The following is a 20,494-nucleotide window of genomic DNA, read 5'->3' as shown; positions in this document are numbered from 1 at the left end:
CAGCGGTCGGGTCATCGCGGGGCGGCGGGCGGCCAATCCTTCGGAGCCGTCACGAGATGAGTCGTCCGGCCACAGCAACAAAGCCATACCCGCCTCCCCCGGGTAGCCACGGCCCTACAACGGCCACGGAACCACCCGTCAACACCATGAGGACAGCAACGTCATCACGCCCAGCAGGCCCAGGCTGGCCGTGGGCACCTCCCCCGGACCGGCGCCCCGCGCGAGGGTCCGCGGCAGAACGCCGTCGGACGCCAGGCTTGCCCCCAGCCTGCTGGCGCCGGCGACAAAGGTGTTGACCGGACCGAAGGTCAGCACCGCGGCGGCGACGGCGGTCAGCGGCGCCGCGAGTCCGCCCAGTCCCTTTTCGAGCAGCTCCGCGATCGGCACCTCGCTGCCCGGAAGTGCGGGGCCCAGCACGGCGACCGACGCCGAGGTAGACCACACCGACCACGACGAGGGTGAGCCAGGTGGCCTGTTTGAGGTCACGTTCCGGGTGGCGGAACTCCCCGGCGATATGCGTGACCGCCTCCCAGCCGGCGAAGCAGAAGAAGAGCAGGCTGGCCACGCCGCCCACGGCCCAGTAGCCGTGCGGCGCGAACGGCTCGAAGTTCTCCGCCCGTCCAAACGGTGCAGCCAGGGCGACGGCCAGTGCCAGCAGTCCGCCGAGCAGCACCATCAGCACCAGCTGGATGCCGCTGGACATCCGGATCCCGACGGCGTTGCTCGCGAAAGCGGCGGCCAGCAGCACTGCAGCGGCCACCAACGCCGTCCCGCGCCCGCCGCCCAGCGTGGGCGATGTAGTTGCCGCCGATCACGGCTGTCGCCGGGGAACCGAAGGGAATGGCGAAGTAGAAGAGGTAGCCGGCCACGACCGAGGCACGGCGTCCGTAGGCGCGCATGACAAAGTGGGCGATTCCGCCTGCGTCGGGCTGCTGGCGGCTCATCTCAGCGAAACTGAAGGCCACGGGGGTGCAGAACACCAGCAGCAGGGTCCAGGCCAGGAGCGACGCCGGCCCTGCCTCCTTGGCAGCGATGGCCGGGAGGACCAGGATTCCCGAGCCCAGGATCGCCCCGACGTAGATGCCGGTGGCCCTGAACAGGCCGAGCCCTGACTGCTTGCTGCTGTTGGTGTTCACTCCTCTAATCATCCGCGGAACCGCCCCGGCCGGAAGCGGCAAACCGGACGGCCGTGCGCGAAATCCTGCCGTCTTCCCGGCCGTTTCCCCCGCTTTCGCGGATTTGCCGGTGCGGGGCGGTAGCGTTTCATTATGAGTGCGCAGCAGCCTGAAGATGTGTACAGCCACGGCCACCACGAGTCGGTGGTCCGCGCCCATGCCTCCCGGACGGCGGAGAACTCCGCGGCGTTTGTAATCCCGCACCTGACCCCGGGGGTTTCGGTGCTCGACGTCGGCTGCGGGCCGGGCAGCATCACGTGCGATTTCGCCGGGCTCGTCTCCCCCGGGAAGGTCACCGGACTGGACCGCTCGCCCGAGGTGATCGGCCAGGCGGCCGCCCTCGCGGCCGAGCGGGGCGTGCAGAACGTCGAGTTCGTCGCCGGCAACATCTACGACCTCGACTTCGAGGACGAGACATTCGACGTCGTGCACGCCCACCAGCTCCTGCAGCACCTCACGGACCCTGTTGCGGCCCTGCGGGAAATGCGCCGCGTCGCCAATCCCGGCGGGATCGTGGCTGTGCGCGACGCAGATTTCCACGGCATGAGCTGGTACCCGGCCGTCCCCGAGCTGGATGAATGGATGGAGCTCTACCAGCGGATCGCACGCCGGAACGGGGCCGAGCCCGACGCCGGCCGACGCCTGGTTTCCTGGGCCCAGTCCGCCGGGTTCACCGACGTCGCACCCTCCAGCAGCAACTGGCTCTATGCCACCGGCCAGCAGCGCCGCTGGCAGGCCCGGGTGTGGGGCGAACGCGTGCTGCACTCGGCCTTTGCGGACCAAGCACTCGAATACGGCTTCGCCAACGCCGCCGACCTTGCCCGGATTTCGGCCGGCTGGCACCGCTGGGGTTCCACGGACGACGGCTGGTTCCTGATCCCCAACGGCGAGGTGATCGCCCGGGCGTGAGTGGCGGCCCGTTGTCCACATAGCCGGCGCCGGCTCTGGAGCTCGAAGGGCAGGTTTCTTAGCATCAAAACATGATCATCCAAGCAGGCTTTGACTTAGAGATACTGGCCCGCCCGCTCATCCTCCAGCACGGCAGGCCCATGCCCCGGCTCGTGCTGATCTGCCTGGACGCGGACATGCAACTAAGCGACGTGGATGTCGTCCCCGGGGATTTCGCGGGCTGCCTGGTCCCTTTCCAGGATGCGGTCCTCGCGGCACTGGACCCGGCGGACACAAGGTACTTTGCGATCGCCCACCCCGGCAGCTTCGGTGAAGCCTCCGGCTATCCGGATCCGATCCTGGACGAGGCCCGAGAACTGGAATCGAAAGCAGCCGAACGGGGCATGCAGCTGATCGGCCACTTCGCCATCGACGAAACAGGCTACATGTCGGCCCGTGCGCGCTCGTACTTCGACCAGTACCCACGTCACGCGGACCTGCCAAGGACCATGTTCCACTGGTCGCATTCAAAGCATGGCAGGTGTGGCTGAACCCTTGCGCATGTCGGATCTTCCAGGTTCGCGCCAGCCATTCCCCGCCGGCGGATCCGCAGCTAGGGTGCACTCAGACACCCTGTGACGAGGAGGAAGCATGCGCCACGTGACGGCCGGACTGTTCAGTTCCGTGGACGGCGTGGTGGAAGACCCGTTCCTTTGGCAATTCGACAGCTTCGATGCGGAGCTGGGCGCGGGGATGAACGAGATGATGGGCCGGATCGATACCGGGCTCCTGGGCCGCGTTGGGTACCAGCAATGGGCGGAGTACTGGCCGAACGCCGAAGCCGACGCCGACTTCGGCGGGTTCATCAACCCGCTGCCCAAATATGTGGCATCCAGGACCCTGACCGGCGAGCTGGCGTGGCAGAACTCGCAGCTGATAGCGGGGCCGCTGGAGGATTTCGTCGCGGGCCTGAAGGACGGCGACGGCGGCGACATCGGGGTCTTCAGTAGCATCTCGCTGGTCCGACAACTGCTCTTCGCAGGGCTGCTCGACAGCCTGATGCTGATCGTCCATCCCGTGATCGCCGGCAGTGGCCGGCGGCTCTTCACCGACGGCGATCCGCTGACTCGGCTTGAGCTGCAGTCATCCCAGCAGACCAGCAAGGGCAACATGATTCTGAGCTACGGCCTGCGCGGCAGCTGAGGGGAGAGTCAGGCTCCCGGTGACTTCCCGACGGCCGGCAGCCCCCGGCGTGAGAGGGGTGTCCGCGGCCGTAAACTGAATCAGTGCAACCTTCCCTTTGGCTGGCCCTGGCGGGCGCCGGTGTCCTGATCAGCTTTACGCCCGGTGCGGGCGCCATCAACACCATGAGCAATTCCCTGAACTCCGGCTTCCGGCGTTCCATTTGGGGGATCCTTGGGCAGCAGGCCGCGCTGGTGGTGCACATCGTGATCGTGGCCCTCGGCGTCGGGGTGCTGGTGGCCAGCTCTCCGGTCGCCTTCAACGTGATCCGCTACGCGGGCGCCGCCTACCTCGTCTATCTGGGCATCCAGCAGTTCCGGCACAAACCCGACCTGGACCAGGAAAAGGCCGCCGCGCTGCGCAACGAGCCGGCATTCTCCATGTTCCGCCGCGGCCTGTGGGTCAACCTGTTGAACCCCAAGGCGATCGTGTTCTTCCTGGCCTTTATGCCGCAGTTCATCCGCCCGGAGAACCCGCTCCTGCCGCAGTACCTGACCCTGTCTGCCACCGTGATCGTGATCGACATCCTGGTGATGTGGTTCTTCTTCGCCGCCGCGGCCAAGACCTTCCAGCGCTTTACCCACGATGCCCGCGGCCAGCGCATCCTCAACCGGACGTTCGGCGTGCTGTTCATGGCCGTCGGCGTCATGCTGGCCCTCATCCACTGACGGGCGCAGGCCACGGCCAGTTATGGCTGGATGGCGCTCAGCTTCCGCAGGTCGGCCTTTCTGATCTTGCCGCTGGCGGTCCGGGGCATCTCATCGACAAACAGCACGGACTTGGGGATCTTGTAGCGTGCCAGGCGTCCTTCCAGATACCGCCTGAGCTGCTCCTCGGTGAGGTGGGCGCCCTCGCACAGAAGAACGACGGCCCGGGGCACTTCACCCCACTTCTCATCCGGCACGCCGATGACGGCCACGCTTCCCACCGCCTCGAGTTCCGTGATGGCCTGCTCCACTTCGGCGGGATAAATGTTCTCGCCGCCGGAGATGATCATGTCCTTGATCCGGTCCGAGACGAAGACGAACCCGTCGTCATCCTTGTATCCCATATCGCCTGACTTGAACCAGCCGCCCTCCGTATATGACTCGGCGGTGGCGTCAGCCCGGTTCCAGTATTCGGGGATCACGTTCGGGCCCTTGATCTGGATCTCGCCGACCGTCCCCGGCGCAGCGGTGTTCCCGTCGAAGCCTGCGATCCGCACATCGGTGAAGAACTGCGGAAGCCCGGCCGATCCAGTCTGATCCCTGGACCGGGCTGCCGGCAGGGTGGTGGCGCCGGGCGCAGTCTCGGTCATGCCGTAGCCGTTGGAGAACCGCAGGCCGCGTGCCTCGCACGCCTCCAGCACCCGCACCGGCACCGCTGACCCGCCGCAGGTGAGCTTGTTCAAGGAGCCGAGGTCCGCCGTGGCCCACGCCGGGTGCTCGGCGAGCATCTGATAGGTGGTGGGTACCACGCTAATGGACGTAACCGCCCGGTGCCGCTCAATGAGTTCCAGCGTCCGGCCGGGGTCAAACTTCGGCTCCAGCACCACGGTTCCTCCTTTGAGGAGGGTGGGCAGGACGCCCATGTCCAGCGACGCCACGTGGAACATCGGCGAAATCATCAGCGCCACGTCCTGCGAGGAGAAGTCGAAATCAACGATCACGTTGATGCAGTTCCATGTGCCGTTGCCGTGGGTCAGCAGGGCCCCCTTGGGCCGGCCCGTAGTCCCGGAGGTGTAGAGGATCATGGCACCGTCGTCCAGCGTGACCGGTTCGTCGACCGGCTGGTCCGAACCGGAGGCCACCAGGTCCTCAAAGTCCTCCACCGCGGTCGCGCCCACAGCGACTCCGCTCCGGACCGGCGGGTTACTGCCGGCGTCGCCGACGACGACGAGCCTCGCCACTGCCGTGCCGGCCGACCCGCGGGCTGCCAGGTCCCCGAGGCTGCCTGCATGGGCCAGCGCCCCGGCGCCGCAGTCCTGCAGCTGGAACTGGATTTCCGGGGGCGCCAGCCGCGTGTTGAGCGGGACGAAGATGGCGCCGAGGGTTCCGCACGCAAAGAGGGTCTCCAGGAAGGACGGGTGGTTCTCGCCCAGATAGGCAACCCTGTCCCCCTTGGCCACGCCGCGGTCCCTCAGGGCGTGGGCGAGCCGGACGGTCCGGTCCGCGAACTGTTCATAACTGAGTTTCCGGTCTCCGCTGATCAGGGCGGTTTTGCTGCCGGACTTCGGGCGGCGACGTTGCAGCCACGAGCCGATGCCAAAATTCTCCACGGCGAATCCTTTCTACTGTGAGGTAAATACGATGTGACAAACTTTGTAACATCCACTGACGTGAAACTAGCCAAGCGGACCCGCATGATCCATGCTTGCACTATGACCTCAACGTCGAGCCAGTACCGGATCATCGCGGTCTGCACCGGGAACATCTGCCGGTCCCCGATGGCCGAATTGATGCTGGCGGAGGCCATCGCCGCGGATGGCCTGGCCGGCGCCGTGGTGGATTCCGCCGGAACCACCGACTATGAGGTTGGCCGTCCGATTGACCCGCGGGCCGCCCGCAAGCTCACCGCCCACAGCATCACCTCGGAGCGTCACGTGGCACGCGAATGGCGGGGCGAGTGGTTCGCAACCCGCGACCTCATCCTGGCCCTCGAGGTGGACCACTTCGGCTGGCTCCAGCAGGCGGCGCCGGACCGCGCTGCCCTGTCCAAGATCCGGATGCTGCGCAGCTTTGATCCGGCCGTCGCGGGCAGGGACGCCCTTGACCAGGGCATCGAAGACCCCTGGTACGGCGGCCACGCGGACTTCGACCTCATCTGGAACCTGATCAACGCCGCACTCCCCGGGATCGTGGCGCATGTCCGGACGGAGCTCGCCCGGCGTCAAGGGCCGGGCGGGCAGCCGCTGGGAAGTGATCAACCCAATGCACAGCAGCCGGTACGCTCTATTTCATGAGTCCCGCCCCCGTCATCATCGCCATCGACGGACGATCCGGCGCCGGCAAGACCACCCTGGCGATCGAACTGGCGGCACGGCTCCGCGAACACCACAAGGTCTCTCTCTTCCATCTTGAAGACATCTACCCCGGCTGGAACGGACTCGCGGCCGGCATTGAGCGCTACGTCTCCACGGTCCTGGCCCCGCTGCACCGCGGCGATCCCGCCGAATGGGTCAGCTGGGACTGGACCGCGCATTACGACGGCGACACCCGCACCACCCAGCCCGCCGAAATCGTCCTGGTGGAAGGGGTGGGAGCCGCAGCGGAGGCCGCCCGGCCCTACCTGGCCGCGGCGATCTGGGCCGATTCGCCCGAACAGGACCGGCGCAGCAGGGCCCTGGCCCGCGACGGCGAAAGCTACGAACCCTTCTGGGATGAGTGGGCCGCCCAGGAGGAGGCGTGGCTGGCCGGGGACGACGTTCCGGCCCGCGCCGATATCCGGGTGCTCAACCTTGCCGACGGCGCCGCCCCGGCGGAAGTGCTGCAGGCCCTCCAATACCTGCCGTCGCTGGCCCCGGTGCTGCTCCCCGAACGTGGCGCCCGCCGCGGCCTTCAGCTCCGCGCCGAACGGATCGACGCCGACCCGGACCCGGCCCTGCTGTTCGAGTCCCTGTTCGGCCGCTCGGCCAATGCCGTCTGGCTCGATTCCTCCCTGGCCCCCGACGGGAGAACTGCGTCGGAACGCAGCCGCTTCAGCATCCTGGCGGACGACGGCGGCCCGCACGGCCAGTCGGTCCGGCACAGTTCGGGAACAACCCGGGTCAGCGTCGGCAACGCCAGCGTCACCACCGACGGGCCGTTTTTCCGCTGGCTTGATGGAGTCTGGGGCCACCGCACCCTCCGCGGCCCGGAGGACTACCCGTGCGAGTTCACCCTGGGCTGGCTTGGCTACCTCGGCTACGAACTCAAACGTGAGACCGGCGGCAGCGACGTCACCGCCGAAACCCCCGACGCCTGCCTGCTGTTCGCCGGCCGCGCGGTGGTCCTGGACCATGTGGAGCGCACGGTCTGGCTCCTGGCCCTGGACACCGCGGAGGCCGGGGACTGGCTGGAGACCGCCCGCGCCGCCGCGGCCGGGGCGGCCTTCGGGCAGGCGGCGGCATCCGGGTTGGAGGACAGAGCCAGGGGCGCCGTCGGACCTTACATCCCTGGCCACGCCCTGGACTTCGCCGCACGGGACTCGGAAGTCTCCTACAAAGCCAAAATCACCCGGGCCCAGCACGAGATCGCCGAGGGCAACACCTACGAGGTCTGCCTGACCACGGCGTTGACGGCCGTACTTCCGGCCGCCGCCCTGGACCCGCGGCAGGCCTACCTGGCACTGCGCCGGAGGAATCCCGCACCGTTCGCCAGCTACCTGCGGTTCGGGGACCTCACCGTGGCAAGCACCTCCCCGGAGCGGTTCCTGCGGATCGCGGCCGACGGCGGGATGCGCGCCGAGCCCATCAAGGGCACCCGGCACCGGGATGCGGATCCCGCCAAGGACGCGCAGCTGCGGCACGAGCTGGCGTCCTCACCGAAGGACCGCGCCGAAAACATCATGATCGTGGACCTGCTGCGCAACGATCTGAGCCATTTCGCCGTGCCTGGCTCGGTGTCGGTCAGCCGGCTCTGCGCGATCGAAAGCTATGCCACGGTCCACCAGATGGTGAGCACCATCGATGCCCGGCTCAGGCCCGGCATGCCCCGGGCCGAGGCCGTCGCGGCCTGTTTCCCGGCAGGTTCCATGACCGGCGCCCCCAAGGTCAGCACCATGGCGATCCTGGACCGGCTCGAGGGCGCACCGCGGGGTGTGTACTCCGGGGCGATCGGCTATTTCTCGCTCAGTGGCGCCACCGACCTGGCCGTCGCGATCCGGACCCTCGTCCTCACGGACCAGGCCGGGGCCGGCACCGGGCTGAGCCTCGGCGTCGGCGGCGCGATTACGGCGGATTCCTCGCCGCAGGAGGAGTACGAGGAGATCCGGACCAAGGCCTTCGGTGTCCTCTCCGCGCTGGGCGCGGAGTTCCCGGCCGGCTGACGCCCGGGCCGGACGCCGCCCCATGCCGGCGTGCCGCAGTCGTGCCGCAGGGCGGCCTACTGCAGGGTGGACGTCAGCCGCGCGACGTTGTCCACGTATTTGACACCAATGGGCCGCTTCATCCAGTCCTCGAGCGTCAGTTCACGCGAAATGTCCCGGTAGGCGTCCTCCACGGCGCTGATCCGCCGCACGATGTCCTCGCCCAGGAGCATCACTGAGACCTCGAGGTTCAGCGAGAAGGAGCGCATGTCCATGTTGCTGGAGCCCAGCACGGCAACCTCGTTATCGATCGTGAAGTGCTTGGCGTGCAGCACGAACGGGGCCTTGTACAGGTAGATCCGCACCCCGGCCTCGAGCAGCGCCTCGTAGTAGGACTGCTGGGCGTGGTGGACCAGGAACTGGTCGCCCTTTTCCGAAACGAACAGTTCGACGTCGACGCCGCGCTGCGCCGCCGTCGTCACCGCGTACAGGAGCGAATCATCCGGGACGAAGTACGGGCTGCAGATCGAGAGCTTGCGCTGCGCGGAGTAGATCAGCGTGTTGAAGAGCCTCAGGTTGTTTTCGGTGATGAAGCCGGGGCCGCTGGGCACCACCTGGGCCGTGATGTTGCCGGCGTGCAGTTCGGGCCGGTGCGCGAGCTGGTCCTCGAGGGACTCGTCTGTCTCGCCGAGCCAGTCGGTGGCAAAGACCACGTTGAGGGTGGTGACGATCGGCCCGCGCAGGCAGGCCATCAGCTCGACCCACTCACGGCCGATCTTGCGGTGCCGCGGGTTGTTGTAGGAGGGCTCGATCAGGTTCTGCGAACCGGTGAACGCGACTTCGCCGTCGATCACCATGATCTTGCGGTGGTTGCGCAGGTCCGGCCGGCGCCACTGTCCCTGCAGCGGATTCAGCGGCAGCATGGGCCGCCAGCGGATCTTGCTGGCCCTGAGCCGGGCGATCAGCTTGCGGTAGCCCTTGATGCGCAGGGTCCCCAGGTGGTCGAACAGGAGGCGGACCTCGACGCCGCGTTCGGCGGCTTCCTCCATCGCGGTCAGCAGGTCATCCGTGATGTGATCCGAGCTCAGGATGTAGAACTCGGCATTGACGAAGGACTCTGCCTCGCGGACGGCGGCAGCCATCGCCTTGATCGAGTCCGGGTAGCCGGGCAGGAGTTCCACGTGGTTGCCGTCCACCATCGGCAGCGAGCCCAGGGTCTTGTTCAGTTCCGCCGCGGACAGCACCCAGTCCGGGCCTTCGTAGGTGCTTTCCAGCATCGCCAGTTCCGAGGTGCCCGCGCGTACCCGGGTGTTCACGGCGTCCTGCTGCGCCCGGCGTTTGCGGGAGAGCCTGAAGTTGCCGAAGAGCAGGAAGAGGACCAGGCCCACGGCCGGGACGAAGAAGATGATCAGGAGCCAGGCCATGGCCGTCGTGGGGCGGCGGTTTCCGGGGATGATGCCGAGGGCCAGCACCCGGATGGCCAGGTCCACCACAGTCAGAATCAGGATCACCCAGGACGGCAGCGTTTCCGCCAGCGAAAATGGCCACAGCACAGGCGAACCCCTCAAGCTCCAGACCCGCGGAACAGTTCCGGAACGGGCAATCGTCAAATCCTATCCCGTTCCCCGCAGCACTAAGCTGAAGCCATGACTTCTCCTGCCGCCGCCCCCGCCCCTGCCCCGGTGCTGGTCTTCCTCGATCCCGCGTTCGACGACGGCCGGCTGGCCGATGCCACCAAGCCGCAGCTGATGGCGACGGACCAGGGCGCCACCCGCGGCGACGGTGTTTTCGAATCGCTGCTGGCCGTTGGCGGGCAGCCCCGCAAGCTCCAGGCGCACCTGAACCGGCTGGCCGGTTCAGCCCGGCTCCTGGACCTGGACATCCCGGCCGAGGACGCCTGGCGCCGGGCCATCGCGACGGCAATCAGCGAATACCGGCGCCACCATGTGCCCGGCGCCGGGACCACAGATGACGACGAGCTCGTGGTCAAGCTCCTGGTGACCCGCGGCGTCGAAGGTGCAGCCGGGCCCACCTGCTGGGTCCAGGCCTCCGCCCCCGGACCCGCCGGGAGGCGCCAGCGCGAGACCGGGGTCGACGTCATCCTGCTGGACCGCGGCTACGACAGCGAAGTCGGGGAGCGGGCGCCGTGGCTGCTCATGGGCGCCAAGACACTCTCCTACGCCGTCAACATGGCCGCGCTCCGCTACGCGCACGCCCAGGGCGCGGACGACGTCATCTTCACCTCGGCGGACGGCCGGGTCCTGGAAGGTCCGACGTCGACCGTCCTGCTCGCGCACCTGGAAACCGCCGACGACGGGGCCGGCGGGGTCCGCACCGTCCGGCGGCTCATCACGCCCCAGCTCGACAGCGGGATCCTGCCGGGCACCTCACAGGGGGCCCTTTTCACGGCGGCGAAGGCGGCCGGCTGGGAGCTGGGCTACGGCCCGCTGGAGCCCCGCGACCTGTACGACGCCGACGCCGTGTGGCTGATCTCCAGCATCCGGCTGCTGGCGCCCGTCAACCACATCGACGGCAAGGAAATCGGCACGCCGGAGCTGCGCCGGCAGCTCACCGCGGAGCTTAACGCGCTCTACGCCACCATCGAGTAGGCTCCGCCGCAACAGACAGGCAACGCGGGGTCAGACCAGGGCACCGGCGTACGCGCGGGCGGCACCCCTGAAGGACGCCGGGTTGAAGGACGGCAGCGCGAAGGACGCCAGCACCGCGTCGAGCAGTTCCGGGGCACGCCAGCTGTTCGCGCCGAAACGGGCGTTCATGTCGAGGACGACCGGGGTCCCGTCCGCGCGGCGGCGGACATCGACGTCGACCGGCCCTGTCAGACCCAGCGAGCGCACGGCCGCCATGGCCACGTTGCCCACGTCCATGTCTTTGTCCACCTCCACACGCCGGGTCGCCACTGCCTTGCCAACCGCGCCGCGGTCCAGTTCGATCTTTTCCACGACGACGACGAACGGCGCGCTTCCGTTGTGCGCCGGGGTACCGAAGACCATGGGTCGGTACCCCGGACCGGGGATGAACTCCTGGACCATCTGGCCGTCCGGCAGCCGGTGCCAGTCCACGTCCCCGCTTCCGTCGATGACCACGGCGGCGTGCGCCCCGCAGGAGAGTCGGGGCCGGACGACGACGGGGCCTCCCAGCGCCGCCATCGCGGCGTCCGCGTCGGCGAAGTCACTGGGAACGCCGAAGCGGGGAACGGGTATCCCTGAGGACTGCAGCTGCCAGGCGGTGAAGAGCTTGTCATGGGCGACGGACACCGGCCCGGGATCGCCGATGATGACGCGTACGTCGGCGCCGAATGCGGCCCGGTACGCCGCAAGAAGCGGAAGTTCCGAGCTCACGGTTGGGATGACCACGTTGATTCCCTCCCGGGTGACGAGGCGGCGGAGCGCCGAGACCATCTCCGGGTCGCTTGCCGGCGGTACCGGCACCACGGTGATGCCGGCCTTGGGCGGAAGCTCACGGATATCAGTGCCCAGGACGGGGATGCCGCGCGATTTGAGCTGGGCTGCGAGGGCCCGGCCCGCGGAACCGCCGGCGCCGGTGAGCAGGACCCGGGGCTTCATGCCCGCCCCAGGGATCGACCAATGATGGACGGGCGCGGAACGTGGATCGACATCATGTGGAATTGCCCCCCGGCGAGTTCGTGATGCATGAGACCTTCTGGGCACTCTTGGACGTGCCCCTTTAGTAAAGGCGAGGGGTCTCTCGGAAGGCCCGAGTAGCGGGTACTCGTAATTGCGGAGGCCGGAGAGGGCCGCCCGGGCACGGGGTACTCAGGTCTGGCGGCCGGTACCCGGTCCGCCGTTACAAAACATGACGATGGCGGCGACGCGGGCCGGCGTCGCAGGTGCTACGTTTTTGGGTGAGTAATGAGAACCGGTGCCAAGCCCTGACTGGCCGGTCGGCAACCCTCCCTTTCGCGGCGGGGTGCCTCAGGTGAATACTCGGCATATCGACCATTCGAGCTGCAAGCGTGAAAGAGAAGGAGATCCGTCGTGCCTGACGCGTCCGCCCCCGCTGTCCCCACTACAGCACCAGCCCCATCCCCCGCAGTCCCCGGTACCGCCGAGGAGAAACTGGCGTACCGCCTGTTCACCGGCCCCGACGACCGTGCATTCTGCGAGCGCGTCTCGGCCGCCCTCGCCGAGGGCTACGTGCTGCACGGCAGCCCCGCCGCCACCTTCAACGGCGGCAGCGTCATCGTGGCCCAGGCCGTGGTGCTGCCGGCAGCTATCGCCAGCGCCGATGCCGCAGTCGCCAACGCCGTGGACGATCTCGAGTTCGACGGCGAGGGCCACGCGTGAGCTACGCCGGAGACCTCAGCCCGCAGGAGGCCTGGGCCAAGCTCGAGGACGGCGCCATCCTCGTGGACGTCCGCACCGAGGGCGAATGGGCCCACATCGGCATCCCCGACCCCGCGGCCGCGGGCGAACGACGGAACGATCCGCTCTTCATCCAGTGGAATCTGGCCGGCGGGATCCCCAATTCGCAGTTCATCGAACAGCTAAACCTGCAGCTGAAACAACAGGCCCCGGAAGGCCGAGGAACCGAACTGGTCTTCCTGTGCCGTTCGGGCGCCCGGTCCGTCGCCGCGGCACTCGCGGCAACGGAGGCCGGCTTCACCTCCTACAACGTCCTCGAGGGCTTCGAAGGCGAACCGGACCGCCACGGCGAACGCACCGTGAACGGCTGGAAGAACCGCGGCCTGCCCACCAACCTTGGAAAGCACTAAGTGACCTTCAACCCTGACGCCGCCGGCTGGAGCGCCGACACCCAGGCTGTCCGCGGCGGCCTCGACCGCACCGGCTTCCAGGAAACGACCGAGCCGATCTTCCTGAACTCCGGCTTCGTCTACGAATCCGCCGCCGCCGCGGAGCGCGCCTTCACCGGCGAGGACGAACGCTTCGTTTACTCCCGCTACGGCAACCCCTCGGTGGCCACCTTCCAGGAGCGGCTCCGGCTGCTCGAAGGCACCGAGGCCTGCTTTGCCACCGCTTCGGGCATGTCCGCGGTCTTCACCGCGCTCGGCGCCCTGCTGGCCGCCGGCGACCGCATCGTCGCGGCCCGGTCGCTGTTCGGCTCGTGCTTCGTAATCCTCAACGAGATCCTCCCCCGCTGGGGTGTCGAGACGGTTTTCGTGGACGGCCCGGACCTGGAGCAGTGGCGGTCTGCGCTCTCGGAGCCGACGACGGCGGTCTTCTTCGAATCGCCGTCGAACCCGATGCAGGAAATCGTGGACATCGCCGCCGTGAGCGAACTGGCGCACGCCGCCGGCGCGACCGTCGTCGTCGACAACGTCTTTGCCACTCCCCTGCTGCAGCGCTGCGGTGAGCTTGGCGCGGATGTGGTCGTGTATTCGGGGACCAAGCACATCGACGGCCAGGGCAGGGTGCTCGGCGGCGCGATCCTGGGCGCCAAGGAGTTCATCGAGGGACCGGTCAAGCAGCTCATGCGCCACACCGGCCCGGCGCTCTCGGCCTTCAACGCGTGGGTGCTGACCAAGGGGCTGGAGACGATGGCCCTGCGGGTGAACCACTCCTCCTCCTCCGCGCTGCGGCTGGCCGAATGGCTCCAGGAGCAGCCCGCGGTCGGCTGGGTCAAGTACCCGCTGCTGCCGTCCCATCCGCAGTACGAGCTGGCCGCCCGGCAGATGAAGGCCGGCGGCACCGTGCTGACCTTCGAGCTCTCGCCGTCCGCCGGGCGTTCGGCGAAGGAGGCCGCGTTTGCGCTCCTGGACGGGCTCCGGATCATCGACATCTCCAATAACCTGGGCGATTCGAAGTCCCTCATCACCCATCCCGCCACCACAACGCACCGCGCCATGGGGCCGGAGGGCCGGGCGGCGATCGGGCTCAGCGACGGCGTGGTGCGCCTCTCCGTGGGCCTCGAGGACGTCGAGGACCTCGTCCGCGACCTTGGCCAGGCGCTCAAACAGGTCTAGCGCCGTTCCGTTCGCTCGGCTTAGCCCCGGCGGACCCGGCCAAGGGTCGATCCCTCAGCGGCCGGTTCCCCGCCGTCCGCTCCCTGCATGGTCACCTCGACGGCCCGTTCGACGACGGCGGCCAGCCCGCCTGCGTGGAACGGCTCCCGCTGCAGCAGGGAACCGGTGCCCTCGGCCAGGATCCGGCCGATGCCCTGGCGCACCAGGCCAAGCTCGCCCTGCTCCTCCAGCACCGGCGCCACGAAGTCCACCAGGGCCTGGACCACGTCCGCGGCCGGGGCAGGGGTGAAGGTTCCGAAGTCCAGCAGCTGCCCGCGCAGTCCGCAGTTGCTCGCCTGCCACGCGGCCATCCGCAGCAGCAGCGTCGGCACCGGGGCGGGATCGACGCCGTCGTTCCATTCCCGGGACGCCGACTCGACAAGCGCCCGCACCAGGACAGCGATCAGCGCCGCGTCCTCAGCGCGCAGGCAGACATCGGCGACCCGGACCTCCACGGTGGGATGATGCCGGCACAGCCGCGAGTCGAAGTAGACCATGCCCTCGTCCATCAGGACGCCGGTTTCCACCAGCCGGACCACAACCCGGCGGTAGACCGGCAGGCTGCCGAAGATCATCGTGGGCCCGGACCCCGGCCAGCGGTTCCACGCCTGCGTGCGGTAGCTTTCGAACCCTGTCTCCGCACCGTTCCAATAAGGGGAGTTCGCGCTGAGGGCGATCAGCACGGCGAGCTTGTCCCGGATCCGGTCCATCACCGCCACGCCCTCCTCCGGGGACTCCACAAAGGTGTGGACGTGGAGGCCGCAGGTCAGCTGGTTCCGGACCGTGAGCCCGAAGCGCTGCTGCATGGCCATGTAGCGCTGCTTCGGCGTCAGGTGGGTGGCGGAGCCGTGCGGCGACGTGGCGAGGGCCGCGACCCGGCCGCCGTGCTCCCGGGCGGCCTGGTCCGCGCGGGCCCGGCCATGCCTGAGCTGCCGGAGCAGCTCCGGGTACTCCAGGCACGGCCGCGTATGGGTTTCGATTTGTTCGAGCTTGAGCTCGTAGCTGAAGTCGGGGTCCTCGTGGGCCGGCGGCTGCGCCGGGTCGGGCAGGGCGCCCCGTGCGTCCGGGATCGGCGGGACGAGACGGGGCAGCATGGCGTCGGCGAGGGCAAGCAGCATCCCGGTTTCGGGGTCCACTATGAGCAGTTCTTCCTCCACGCCGAAGGTCCGCATGATTCTATTGTGCGGCAGGATCCGCCGAAACGCCCCACCTTAACGCGGGGCCAGGGGATTCAGCGCATTCAGTCCTGGAAGTACTCGATCTTGGCGCCGATGGTGTTGAGCCGCTCGGCCAGGTCCTCGTAGCCGCGCTCGATCACGTAGATATTGCGCAGTTCCGAGACTCCGCGGGCGGCGAGCATCGCCAGCAGCAGGCAGGCCGCGGGCCGGAGGGCAGGCGGGCAGCCAACCTCGGCCGCACGCCATTTGGTGGGTCCGTTGACGTAGATGCGGTGCGGGTCCAGCAGCTGCACCTGGGCGCCGAGCTTGTTCAGTTCGGTCAGGTAGATCGCCCGGTTGTCATACACCCAGTCGTGGATCATCGTCTGGCCCTGGGCATTCGCGGCGATGACCGCGAAGAAGGGCAGGTTGTCGATGTTCAGCCCGGGGAACGGCATGGGGTGGATCTTGTCCTCAGGAGCGCGCAGCTCGGAGGGCCTGGTGGTGACGTCCACCAGCCGCGTGCGCCCATTGCGGGCCAGGTACTCGCCGGACACTTCGAGCTGCTGGCCCATCTGTTCCAGCGTCGCGAGCTCGATTTCCATGAATTCGATCGGGACGCGCCGGATGGTGACTTCCGAGTTCGTGACGATGCCGGCGGTGATCAGGCTCATCGCTTCGATCGGGTCCTCGGAGGGGAAGTACTCGATGTCCGCGTCGACCGAGGGGCGTCCGGTGATCTTCAGCGTGGTGGTCCCCACGCCCTCGATCCCGACGCCGAGCATCTGCAGGTAGAAGCACAGATCCTGCACCATGTAGTTGGGGCTGGCGTTGCGGATGATGGTGGTGCCGCTGCGGTGGGCGGCGGCCATGATCGCGTTTTCGGTCACGGTGTCGCCGCGTTCGCTGAGCACGAAGGAACGGTCGTTCCCGTCCGACGGCGGCGCCTGCACGGCGTAAAAGCCGGACTTGGCATCGACGCTGAGGCCGAACTGGCGCAGTGCCTGCATGTGCGGCTGCACGGTGCGGGTGCCGAGGTCGCAGCCGCCGGCATAGGGCAGCCGGTATTCGCTGGATTCGTCCAGGAGCGGTCCCAGCAGCATGATGACGCTGCGGGTCCGGCGGGCGGCCTCGACGTCCATGGAGCCGAGGTCCAGCACGGCGGGGCGGCGGATCTGCAGGTCGTTGGCGTTCAGCCAGGTGCATTCGACGCCGATGCTCGTCAGCACCTCGACGATCCGGTTGACCTCCTCGATCCGTGCCAGCCGGCGCAGGATGGTGGTGCCGCGGTTGATCAGGCTGGCGCACAGCAGGGCGACGCCGGCGTTCTTGCTGCTGTTGACGTCCACGGAACCGGACAGGGTACGGCCGCCTTCAACGCGCAGATGCGTCATGGCAGGGCGTCCCACTTTGACGATGCTCCGGCCGAAGATGGCCTCCAGCCGCTGGATCATTTTCAGGCTGAGGTTCTGCTTGCCCTGTTCCATGCGGGCGATGGCGCTCTGGCTGGTGCCCAGCTCGGCGGCGAGCTGGGCCTGGGTCCAGCCCTTCTGGCCGCGGGCTTCGCGGAGCAGGGCGCCAACGTGTTCAGCAGTCTCTTGAGTCATCCCAAGAAAATATCACGCATGATTTATTAACCCCGGGCATTTCCGCCGGAATGCCGTTAATCTCACACAGATACCCGGCCTGTGCGATACCCGGGCACTACTGGCGTGCGAGGAAGACCATGTTCCAGGTCCCGGCCGCCAGTGCCGCGGCGACGGCGGCCCCGGCGATCAGCAGTCCGCCGAGGAACACCCAGGCGTCCAGTCCGCTGAACACCGACGTCCGGGCCCAGGTCCGTTGTGCGCCGCCAAAGCCGCGGGCCTCCATGGTGACCGCGAGCCGGGAGGCCCGCCGGACGGCCTGGACCAGCAGCCCGAAGCTCTGCCCCAGGGTGGCGCGGAGCCGCTGCAGTGGATTCCCGTGGGAACCCACGCCCCGGGCGCGGCGTGCCATGCCGATGGTCTGCCACTCTTCGGCCATCAGCCCCACAAGCCGCATCGCTGCCAGCGTCCCGAGGACGAAGCGGTGCGGCAGTTTCGCTTTTTGCGCCAGGGCGTCCGCCAGGTCCGTGGGATCGGTGCAGCTCATCAGCAGCACCGCCGGCAGGGCGATGGCCAGGCCGCGGATCATAAAGCCGAGCCCGAGTTCCAGGGAGCCTTCGCTGATGGACCAGATCCTGGCGTCGAGCAGGATGTTCCCGCTGTCCGGTGCCAGGATGGTGGTGCTCCAGCCTCCCAGCGCCGCGGCCAGGATCAGCGGCCAGCCCCGCTGCCAGAGCAGGCCGGGAGTCAGCCCGGCCAGCGGAAGGAGCGCCAGCACCAAGGCCAGCGCCACCGAGGCGGACACCCAGTCGATGGACAGCGCCAGCACCATCGTAATGAGCATGACGGCGGCGAACTTCGCCAGCGGATTGGCCCGGGTCAGCAGGGCCTGGTGGCCGCGCAACGTCAGTTCCTGCCTCATGGTGCGTTCACCTTTCCCGGCTTCCGGTGTTCGGGTTCGGGGTCAGCGGCCCGGTGTTCGGGGGCGCGCAGGCTGAGTTCGGTGCCGCCGAGGACTTCGCTGAATTCGGCGTCGTGCGTCACCGACACGACGGCGGTGCCGTCGTCGAGGAGTTCGGAGAGGAAGGAGGCCAGTTCGGCCCAGGTATTGGCGTCCTGGCCGAAAGTGGGTTCGTCCAGGATGAGCACGTGGGGATGGGCGGCGAGCACGGTGGCCACGGACAGCCGCCGCTTTTCACCGCCGGAAAGGGTGTAGGGGTTGGCGTCCACGAGTTCCGTCAGCCGGAGCCGCTCCAGCAGTTCGTCCACGCGGTCCCCGCCGCGGCCCAGGTGCCTGGGTCCGAACATCAGCTCATCGAGCACCCGTCCGGTGACGAACTGGTGCTCGGGTTCCTGGAACACTGTGCCAATCCTGGCAATCAGCTGCTGGGCCTTCCATTTGTACGGATCAATGCCCGCGCCGGCGCTGAGCTCCAGGGTGGCGGAGACCGTGCCGGAGACCGGCGCGAGCAGGCCGGCGAGTGTCAGGGCGAAAGTCGACTTCCCCGAACCGTTGGGGCCGGTGATGGTCAGCGCTTCCCCGGCACGGACCTTGGCCACAATGCCGGACTGCACCGGCGCCGGCGGGATGGGGCGGAAGCCGCCGCGGAGACCGGACCGCCGCGGCCGTTCGCGCGAGACGGCCAGATCCTCCGCGGCCAGCAGCAGCCGCGCGGTATTGGCACCGGCAGCGCGGCGTGCCCGCGTCTGCGGCACGTAACCGGGCACCCAGACACCAGCTGCGGTGAGCATGTCCCGTGCCTGCGCCAGCACCTGGTCCGGCGGCCCGTCGATCAGTACGGCGGAGTCCGTGGCCGAGCCGGGCTGCAGCACCACGATCCGGTCCACGAGGTCTTTCCAGACCGCGACCCGGTGCTCCACCACCACCAGGGTGGCGCCGGTCTTGTCCACGCAGCGGCCGACGGCGTCGCGGACTTCCAGGACGCCGGCCGGGTCCAGGTTGGCGGTGGGTTCGTCGAGGAGAATCAGCCCGGGGCGCATCGCGAGGATGCCGGCGAGCGCCAGGCGCTGCTTCTGGCCGCCGGACAACGCCGACGTCGGATGGTCCAGCGGCAGCCGGCCCAGCCCGACGTCGTCGAGCGCTTCCGCCACCCGGGTCCAGATGTCGGCCGGCGGCACGGAGAGGTTTTCCGCACCGAAGGCGACGTCGTCGCCGAGGCGTGAGAGCACCACCTGCGTTTCCGGGTCCTGCTGCATCAGTCCGGCCCGGCCGCGCCGGGCCCGGGGCGGGGCGCCGTCGATCAGCAGGCTGCCGGACTCGTCGGCGTCCTCGGCGTCCGCCGGAGCACGGCCAGCGGCAAAACTACCAGCACCGTCACCGGAGGAGCTGTCGCCGAGCACCCCGGCCAGGGCGTGGAGCAGCGTGGATTTGCCGGCGCCCGAAGGCCCCAGCAGCAGCACGCGCTCCCCCGGCTGGATGTCCAGGTCCAGGCCGCTGACGGCGGGCCGGGACCGGCCGGCGTGCCGCCAGCCCCAGCCGCGAGCGGTGATCGTAGCCGGGCGGACCCGGTCGAAAGATGTCATGGGCAGTGTGCGGACGTCAGGAGAAGACGGGCTCCGTGGCCGCCTTGCGGGAAGCGAAGGAACTCAGCACGCCGGTCCTGGCCAGGCCCCGGGTGGCGAGCCAGGACAGGCCGCCGGCGATCACGGCACCGGAGATGGCGGTGAAAATGATGTAGGCGAGCTTGTCGCCGGCGGCGTACGCGATGTTCCAGCCCCAGGGCAGGAACGAATCATTCAGCCCGCAGAACAGGCCCGCGCCGGCACCGGCCAGCAGCGACACCGGCAGGTTGAACTTCTTGTACATGAACGCGGCGAAGACCAGTTCGGCGCCAAGGCCCTGCAGGATGCCGGAGATGAGCACCGTGGTGCCGTACTGCGAGCCCATGATCAGCTCGCCGGCGGCCGCCACGGTCTCGCAGAACAGTGCGGCGCCCGGCTTGCGGATAATGAGCATGCCCAGAACGGCCGGGATCATCCAGCCGCCGGCGTAGAGCCCGGTGAGCGGCGGATAGAACGCGTTGACGGGCGCGGAAATGAGGTTGGCGCCCTGGGACCAGGCCCAGAAGATGACGCCGCCGGCCACGGCGATCAACGCGGCCACCACAATGTCCACAACACGCCAGTTGTGGCTGCGCCGGGCGGGTGTCGTGGCGGAACCGGGGCTAACCGATTCGTGCTGGCCGGATTCGTGCTTGGCAGATGTATCAGTCATATCGTCCTCCTGAGGAACAGGAGGGGAGAGTGCCCCGGGTCCGCAGCTTCCGCTGCCGCTCCGTGCACTCTGAGAACTCGACTCCCTTGCGCCGGTACTAACCGGATCAGGTTCGAGGGTCTGCGGCTGTCCGCACTCTCAGCGCCCACCTGTGGTTTCCCCGGATTCCTCCGGTGATGCCCGACGGCGGCGCTCCCCTGTCGTATCTAATATTGCCCTTGTGGGCG

19 protein-coding genes, 2 pseudogenes and 2 riboswitches are annotated in these 20,494 nt (G+C 68.4%); of the genes and pseudogenes, 10 read left to right on the top strand and 11 right to left on the bottom strand.

The features are described 5' to 3' along the window. Positions 1-138: 138 nt before the first annotated feature. From ACZY0Y_RS12795 to ACZY0Y_RS12785, 3 genes and pseudogenes are all read right to left on the bottom strand, one after another. Positions 139-444 carry an amino acid permease gene (locus ACZY0Y_RS12795; protein ID WP_463958325.1) on the bottom strand — a complete coding sequence of 102 codons (306 nt, stop codon included), beginning with the start codon at positions 442-444 and terminating at the stop codon, positions 139-141. A 40-nt stretch (positions 445-484) separates the two neighbouring features. Next, positions 485-748 (bottom strand): annotated as a pseudogene (locus ACZY0Y_RS12790) (amino acid permease); the annotation flags it as partial. 97 nt (positions 749-845) lie between these two features. Continuing rightward, positions 846-1,148: pseudogene (locus tag ACZY0Y_RS12785) on the bottom strand (amino acid permease); the annotation flags it as partial. A 120-nt stretch (positions 1,149-1,268) separates the two neighbouring features. Here ACZY0Y_RS12785 and ACZY0Y_RS12780 point away from each other — a divergent pair. The 4 genes from ACZY0Y_RS12780 (at position 1,269) to ACZY0Y_RS12765 (ending at position 3,973) form a co-directional block, all read left to right on the top strand. Beyond that, a complete protein-coding gene (locus tag ACZY0Y_RS12780; RefSeq protein WP_463883101.1) occupies positions 1,269-2,084 on the top strand; it encodes a methyltransferase domain-containing protein in 816 nt (271 codons plus the stop codon). Between the two features lie 71 nt (positions 2,085-2,155). Continuing rightward, a complete protein-coding gene (locus ACZY0Y_RS12775) occupies positions 2,156-2,614 on the top strand; it encodes a hypothetical protein (RefSeq protein WP_463883100.1) in 459 nt (152 codons plus the stop codon). A gap of 100 nt (positions 2,615-2,714) precedes the next feature. After that, positions 2,715-3,266 (top strand): dihydrofolate reductase family protein, encoded by a 552-nt coding sequence (locus ACZY0Y_RS12770; RefSeq protein ID WP_463958324.1) that lies wholly within the window; start codon positions 2,715-2,717, stop codon positions 3,264-3,266. A gap of 83 nt (positions 3,267-3,349) precedes the next feature. After that, positions 3,350-3,973, top strand: coding sequence for a LysE family transporter (locus ACZY0Y_RS12765; RefSeq protein WP_024367074.1), 624 nt, complete (start codon positions 3,350-3,352; stop codon positions 3,971-3,973). Positions 3,974-3,993: 20 nt separating this feature from the next. Here ACZY0Y_RS12765 and ACZY0Y_RS12760 read toward each other — a convergent pair whose 3' ends face one another. After that, complete coding sequence (locus ACZY0Y_RS12760) at positions 3,994-5,562, bottom strand: acyl-CoA synthetase (RefSeq protein ID WP_463958323.1); 1,569 nt, start codon at positions 5,560-5,562, stop codon at positions 3,994-3,996. Positions 5,563-5,664: 102 nt separating this feature from the next. Here ACZY0Y_RS12760 and ACZY0Y_RS12755 point away from each other — a divergent pair, with 102 nt between their 5' ends. Together ACZY0Y_RS12755 and pabB are read left to right on the top strand one after the other, a co-directional pair. Next, positions 5,665-6,246, top strand: coding sequence for a low molecular weight protein-tyrosine-phosphatase (locus ACZY0Y_RS12755; RefSeq protein WP_463958321.1), 582 nt, complete (start codon positions 5,665-5,667; stop codon positions 6,244-6,246). After that, positions 6,243-8,309: an aminodeoxychorismate synthase component I gene (gene pabB, locus ACZY0Y_RS12750; RefSeq protein WP_463883094.1), complete on the top strand. Its 2,067-nt coding sequence runs from the start codon at positions 6,243-6,245 to the stop codon at positions 8,307-8,309. Before ACZY0Y_RS12755 ends, pabB begins: the two co-directional genes overlap by 4 nt. A 56-nt stretch (positions 8,310-8,365) precedes the next feature. On the opposite strand, the gene cls is transcribed toward pabB, so the two are convergent. Continuing rightward, complete coding sequence (cls, locus tag ACZY0Y_RS12745) at positions 8,366-9,841, bottom strand: cardiolipin synthase (protein WP_463958319.1); 1,476 nt, start codon at positions 9,839-9,841, stop codon at positions 8,366-8,368. 93 nt (positions 9,842-9,934) lie between these two features. Here cls and ACZY0Y_RS12740 point away from each other — a divergent pair, with 93 nt between their 5' ends. Continuing rightward, positions 9,935-10,897: an aminodeoxychorismate lyase gene (locus tag ACZY0Y_RS12740; RefSeq protein WP_463883091.1), complete on the top strand. Its 963-nt coding sequence runs from the start codon at positions 9,935-9,937 to the stop codon at positions 10,895-10,897. A gap of 30 nt (positions 10,898-10,927) precedes the next feature. Here the strand turns inward: ACZY0Y_RS12740 and ACZY0Y_RS12735 are convergent, their stop codons facing one another. Next, a complete protein-coding gene (locus ACZY0Y_RS12735) occupies positions 10,928-11,872 on the bottom strand; it encodes an ATP-grasp domain-containing protein (protein WP_463883089.1) in 945 nt (314 codons plus the stop codon). A 302-nt stretch (positions 11,873-12,174) separates the two neighbouring features. Then, positions 12,175-12,289: riboswitch (SAM riboswitch) on the top strand. 15 nt (positions 12,290-12,304) lie between these two features. Here ACZY0Y_RS12735 and ACZY0Y_RS12730 point away from each other — a divergent pair. From ACZY0Y_RS12730 to ACZY0Y_RS12720, 3 genes are read left to right on the top strand one after another with little or no spacing between them, the layout of a single operon-like run. Beyond that, positions 12,305-12,613 carry a DUF1737 domain-containing protein gene (locus ACZY0Y_RS12730; protein ID WP_463883087.1) on the top strand — a complete coding sequence of 103 codons (309 nt, stop codon included), beginning with the start codon at positions 12,305-12,307 and terminating at the stop codon, positions 12,611-12,613. Further along, positions 12,610-13,041, top strand: coding sequence for a rhodanese-like domain-containing protein (locus tag ACZY0Y_RS12725; RefSeq protein WP_463958318.1), 432 nt, complete (start codon positions 12,610-12,612; stop codon positions 13,039-13,041). Before ACZY0Y_RS12730 ends, ACZY0Y_RS12725 begins: the two co-directional genes overlap by 4 nt. After that, on the top strand, positions 13,042-14,250 hold the full coding sequence (locus ACZY0Y_RS12720) for an O-succinylhomoserine sulfhydrylase (RefSeq protein WP_463883083.1): 1,209 nt from the start codon (positions 13,042-13,044) through the stop codon (positions 14,248-14,250). A gap of 20 nt (positions 14,251-14,270) precedes the next feature. Here the strand turns inward: ACZY0Y_RS12720 and ACZY0Y_RS12715 are convergent, their stop codons facing one another. The 5 genes from ACZY0Y_RS12715 to ACZY0Y_RS12695 all read right to left on the bottom strand — a co-directional run bounded on the left by ACZY0Y_RS12715 (position 14,271) and on the right by ACZY0Y_RS12695 (position 20,267). Then, a complete protein-coding gene (locus ACZY0Y_RS12715; RefSeq protein ID WP_463958316.1) occupies positions 14,271-15,461 on the bottom strand; it encodes a glutamate--cysteine ligase in 1,191 nt (396 codons plus the stop codon). A 68-nt stretch (positions 15,462-15,529) separates the two neighbouring features. Further along, positions 15,530-17,053 carry a UDP-N-acetylglucosamine 1-carboxyvinyltransferase gene (locus ACZY0Y_RS12710; RefSeq protein WP_463883080.1) on the bottom strand — a complete coding sequence of 508 codons (1,524 nt, stop codon included), beginning with the start codon at positions 17,051-17,053 and terminating at the stop codon, positions 15,530-15,532. Between the two features lie 97 nt (positions 17,054-17,150). Further along, the gene (locus ACZY0Y_RS12705) at positions 17,151-17,954 is read right to left on the bottom strand and encodes an energy-coupling factor transporter transmembrane component T family protein (RefSeq protein ID WP_463883079.1); all 804 of its coding nucleotides are present in this window, start codon (positions 17,952-17,954) and stop codon (positions 17,151-17,153) included. Further along, on the bottom strand, positions 17,951-19,576 hold the full coding sequence (locus tag ACZY0Y_RS12700) for an ABC transporter ATP-binding protein (RefSeq protein WP_463883077.1): 1,626 nt from the start codon (positions 19,574-19,576) through the stop codon (positions 17,951-17,953). Before ACZY0Y_RS12700 ends, ACZY0Y_RS12705 begins: the two co-directional genes overlap by 4 nt. A gap of 16 nt (positions 19,577-19,592) precedes the next feature. Beyond that, positions 19,593-20,267: an ECF transporter S component gene (locus ACZY0Y_RS12695; protein ID WP_463883075.1), complete on the bottom strand. Its 675-nt coding sequence runs from the start codon at positions 20,265-20,267 to the stop codon at positions 19,593-19,595. 65 nt (positions 20,268-20,332) lie between these two features. Next, positions 20,333-20,476: riboswitch (TPP riboswitch) on the bottom strand. Positions 20,477-20,494 lie beyond the last annotated feature (18 nt).

This window comes from Pseudarthrobacter kochi (genome assembly GCF_055412805.1).
Note: the sequence above shows the minus strand (reverse complement) of the source record. Positions and strands in the feature narration are given on the sequence as shown.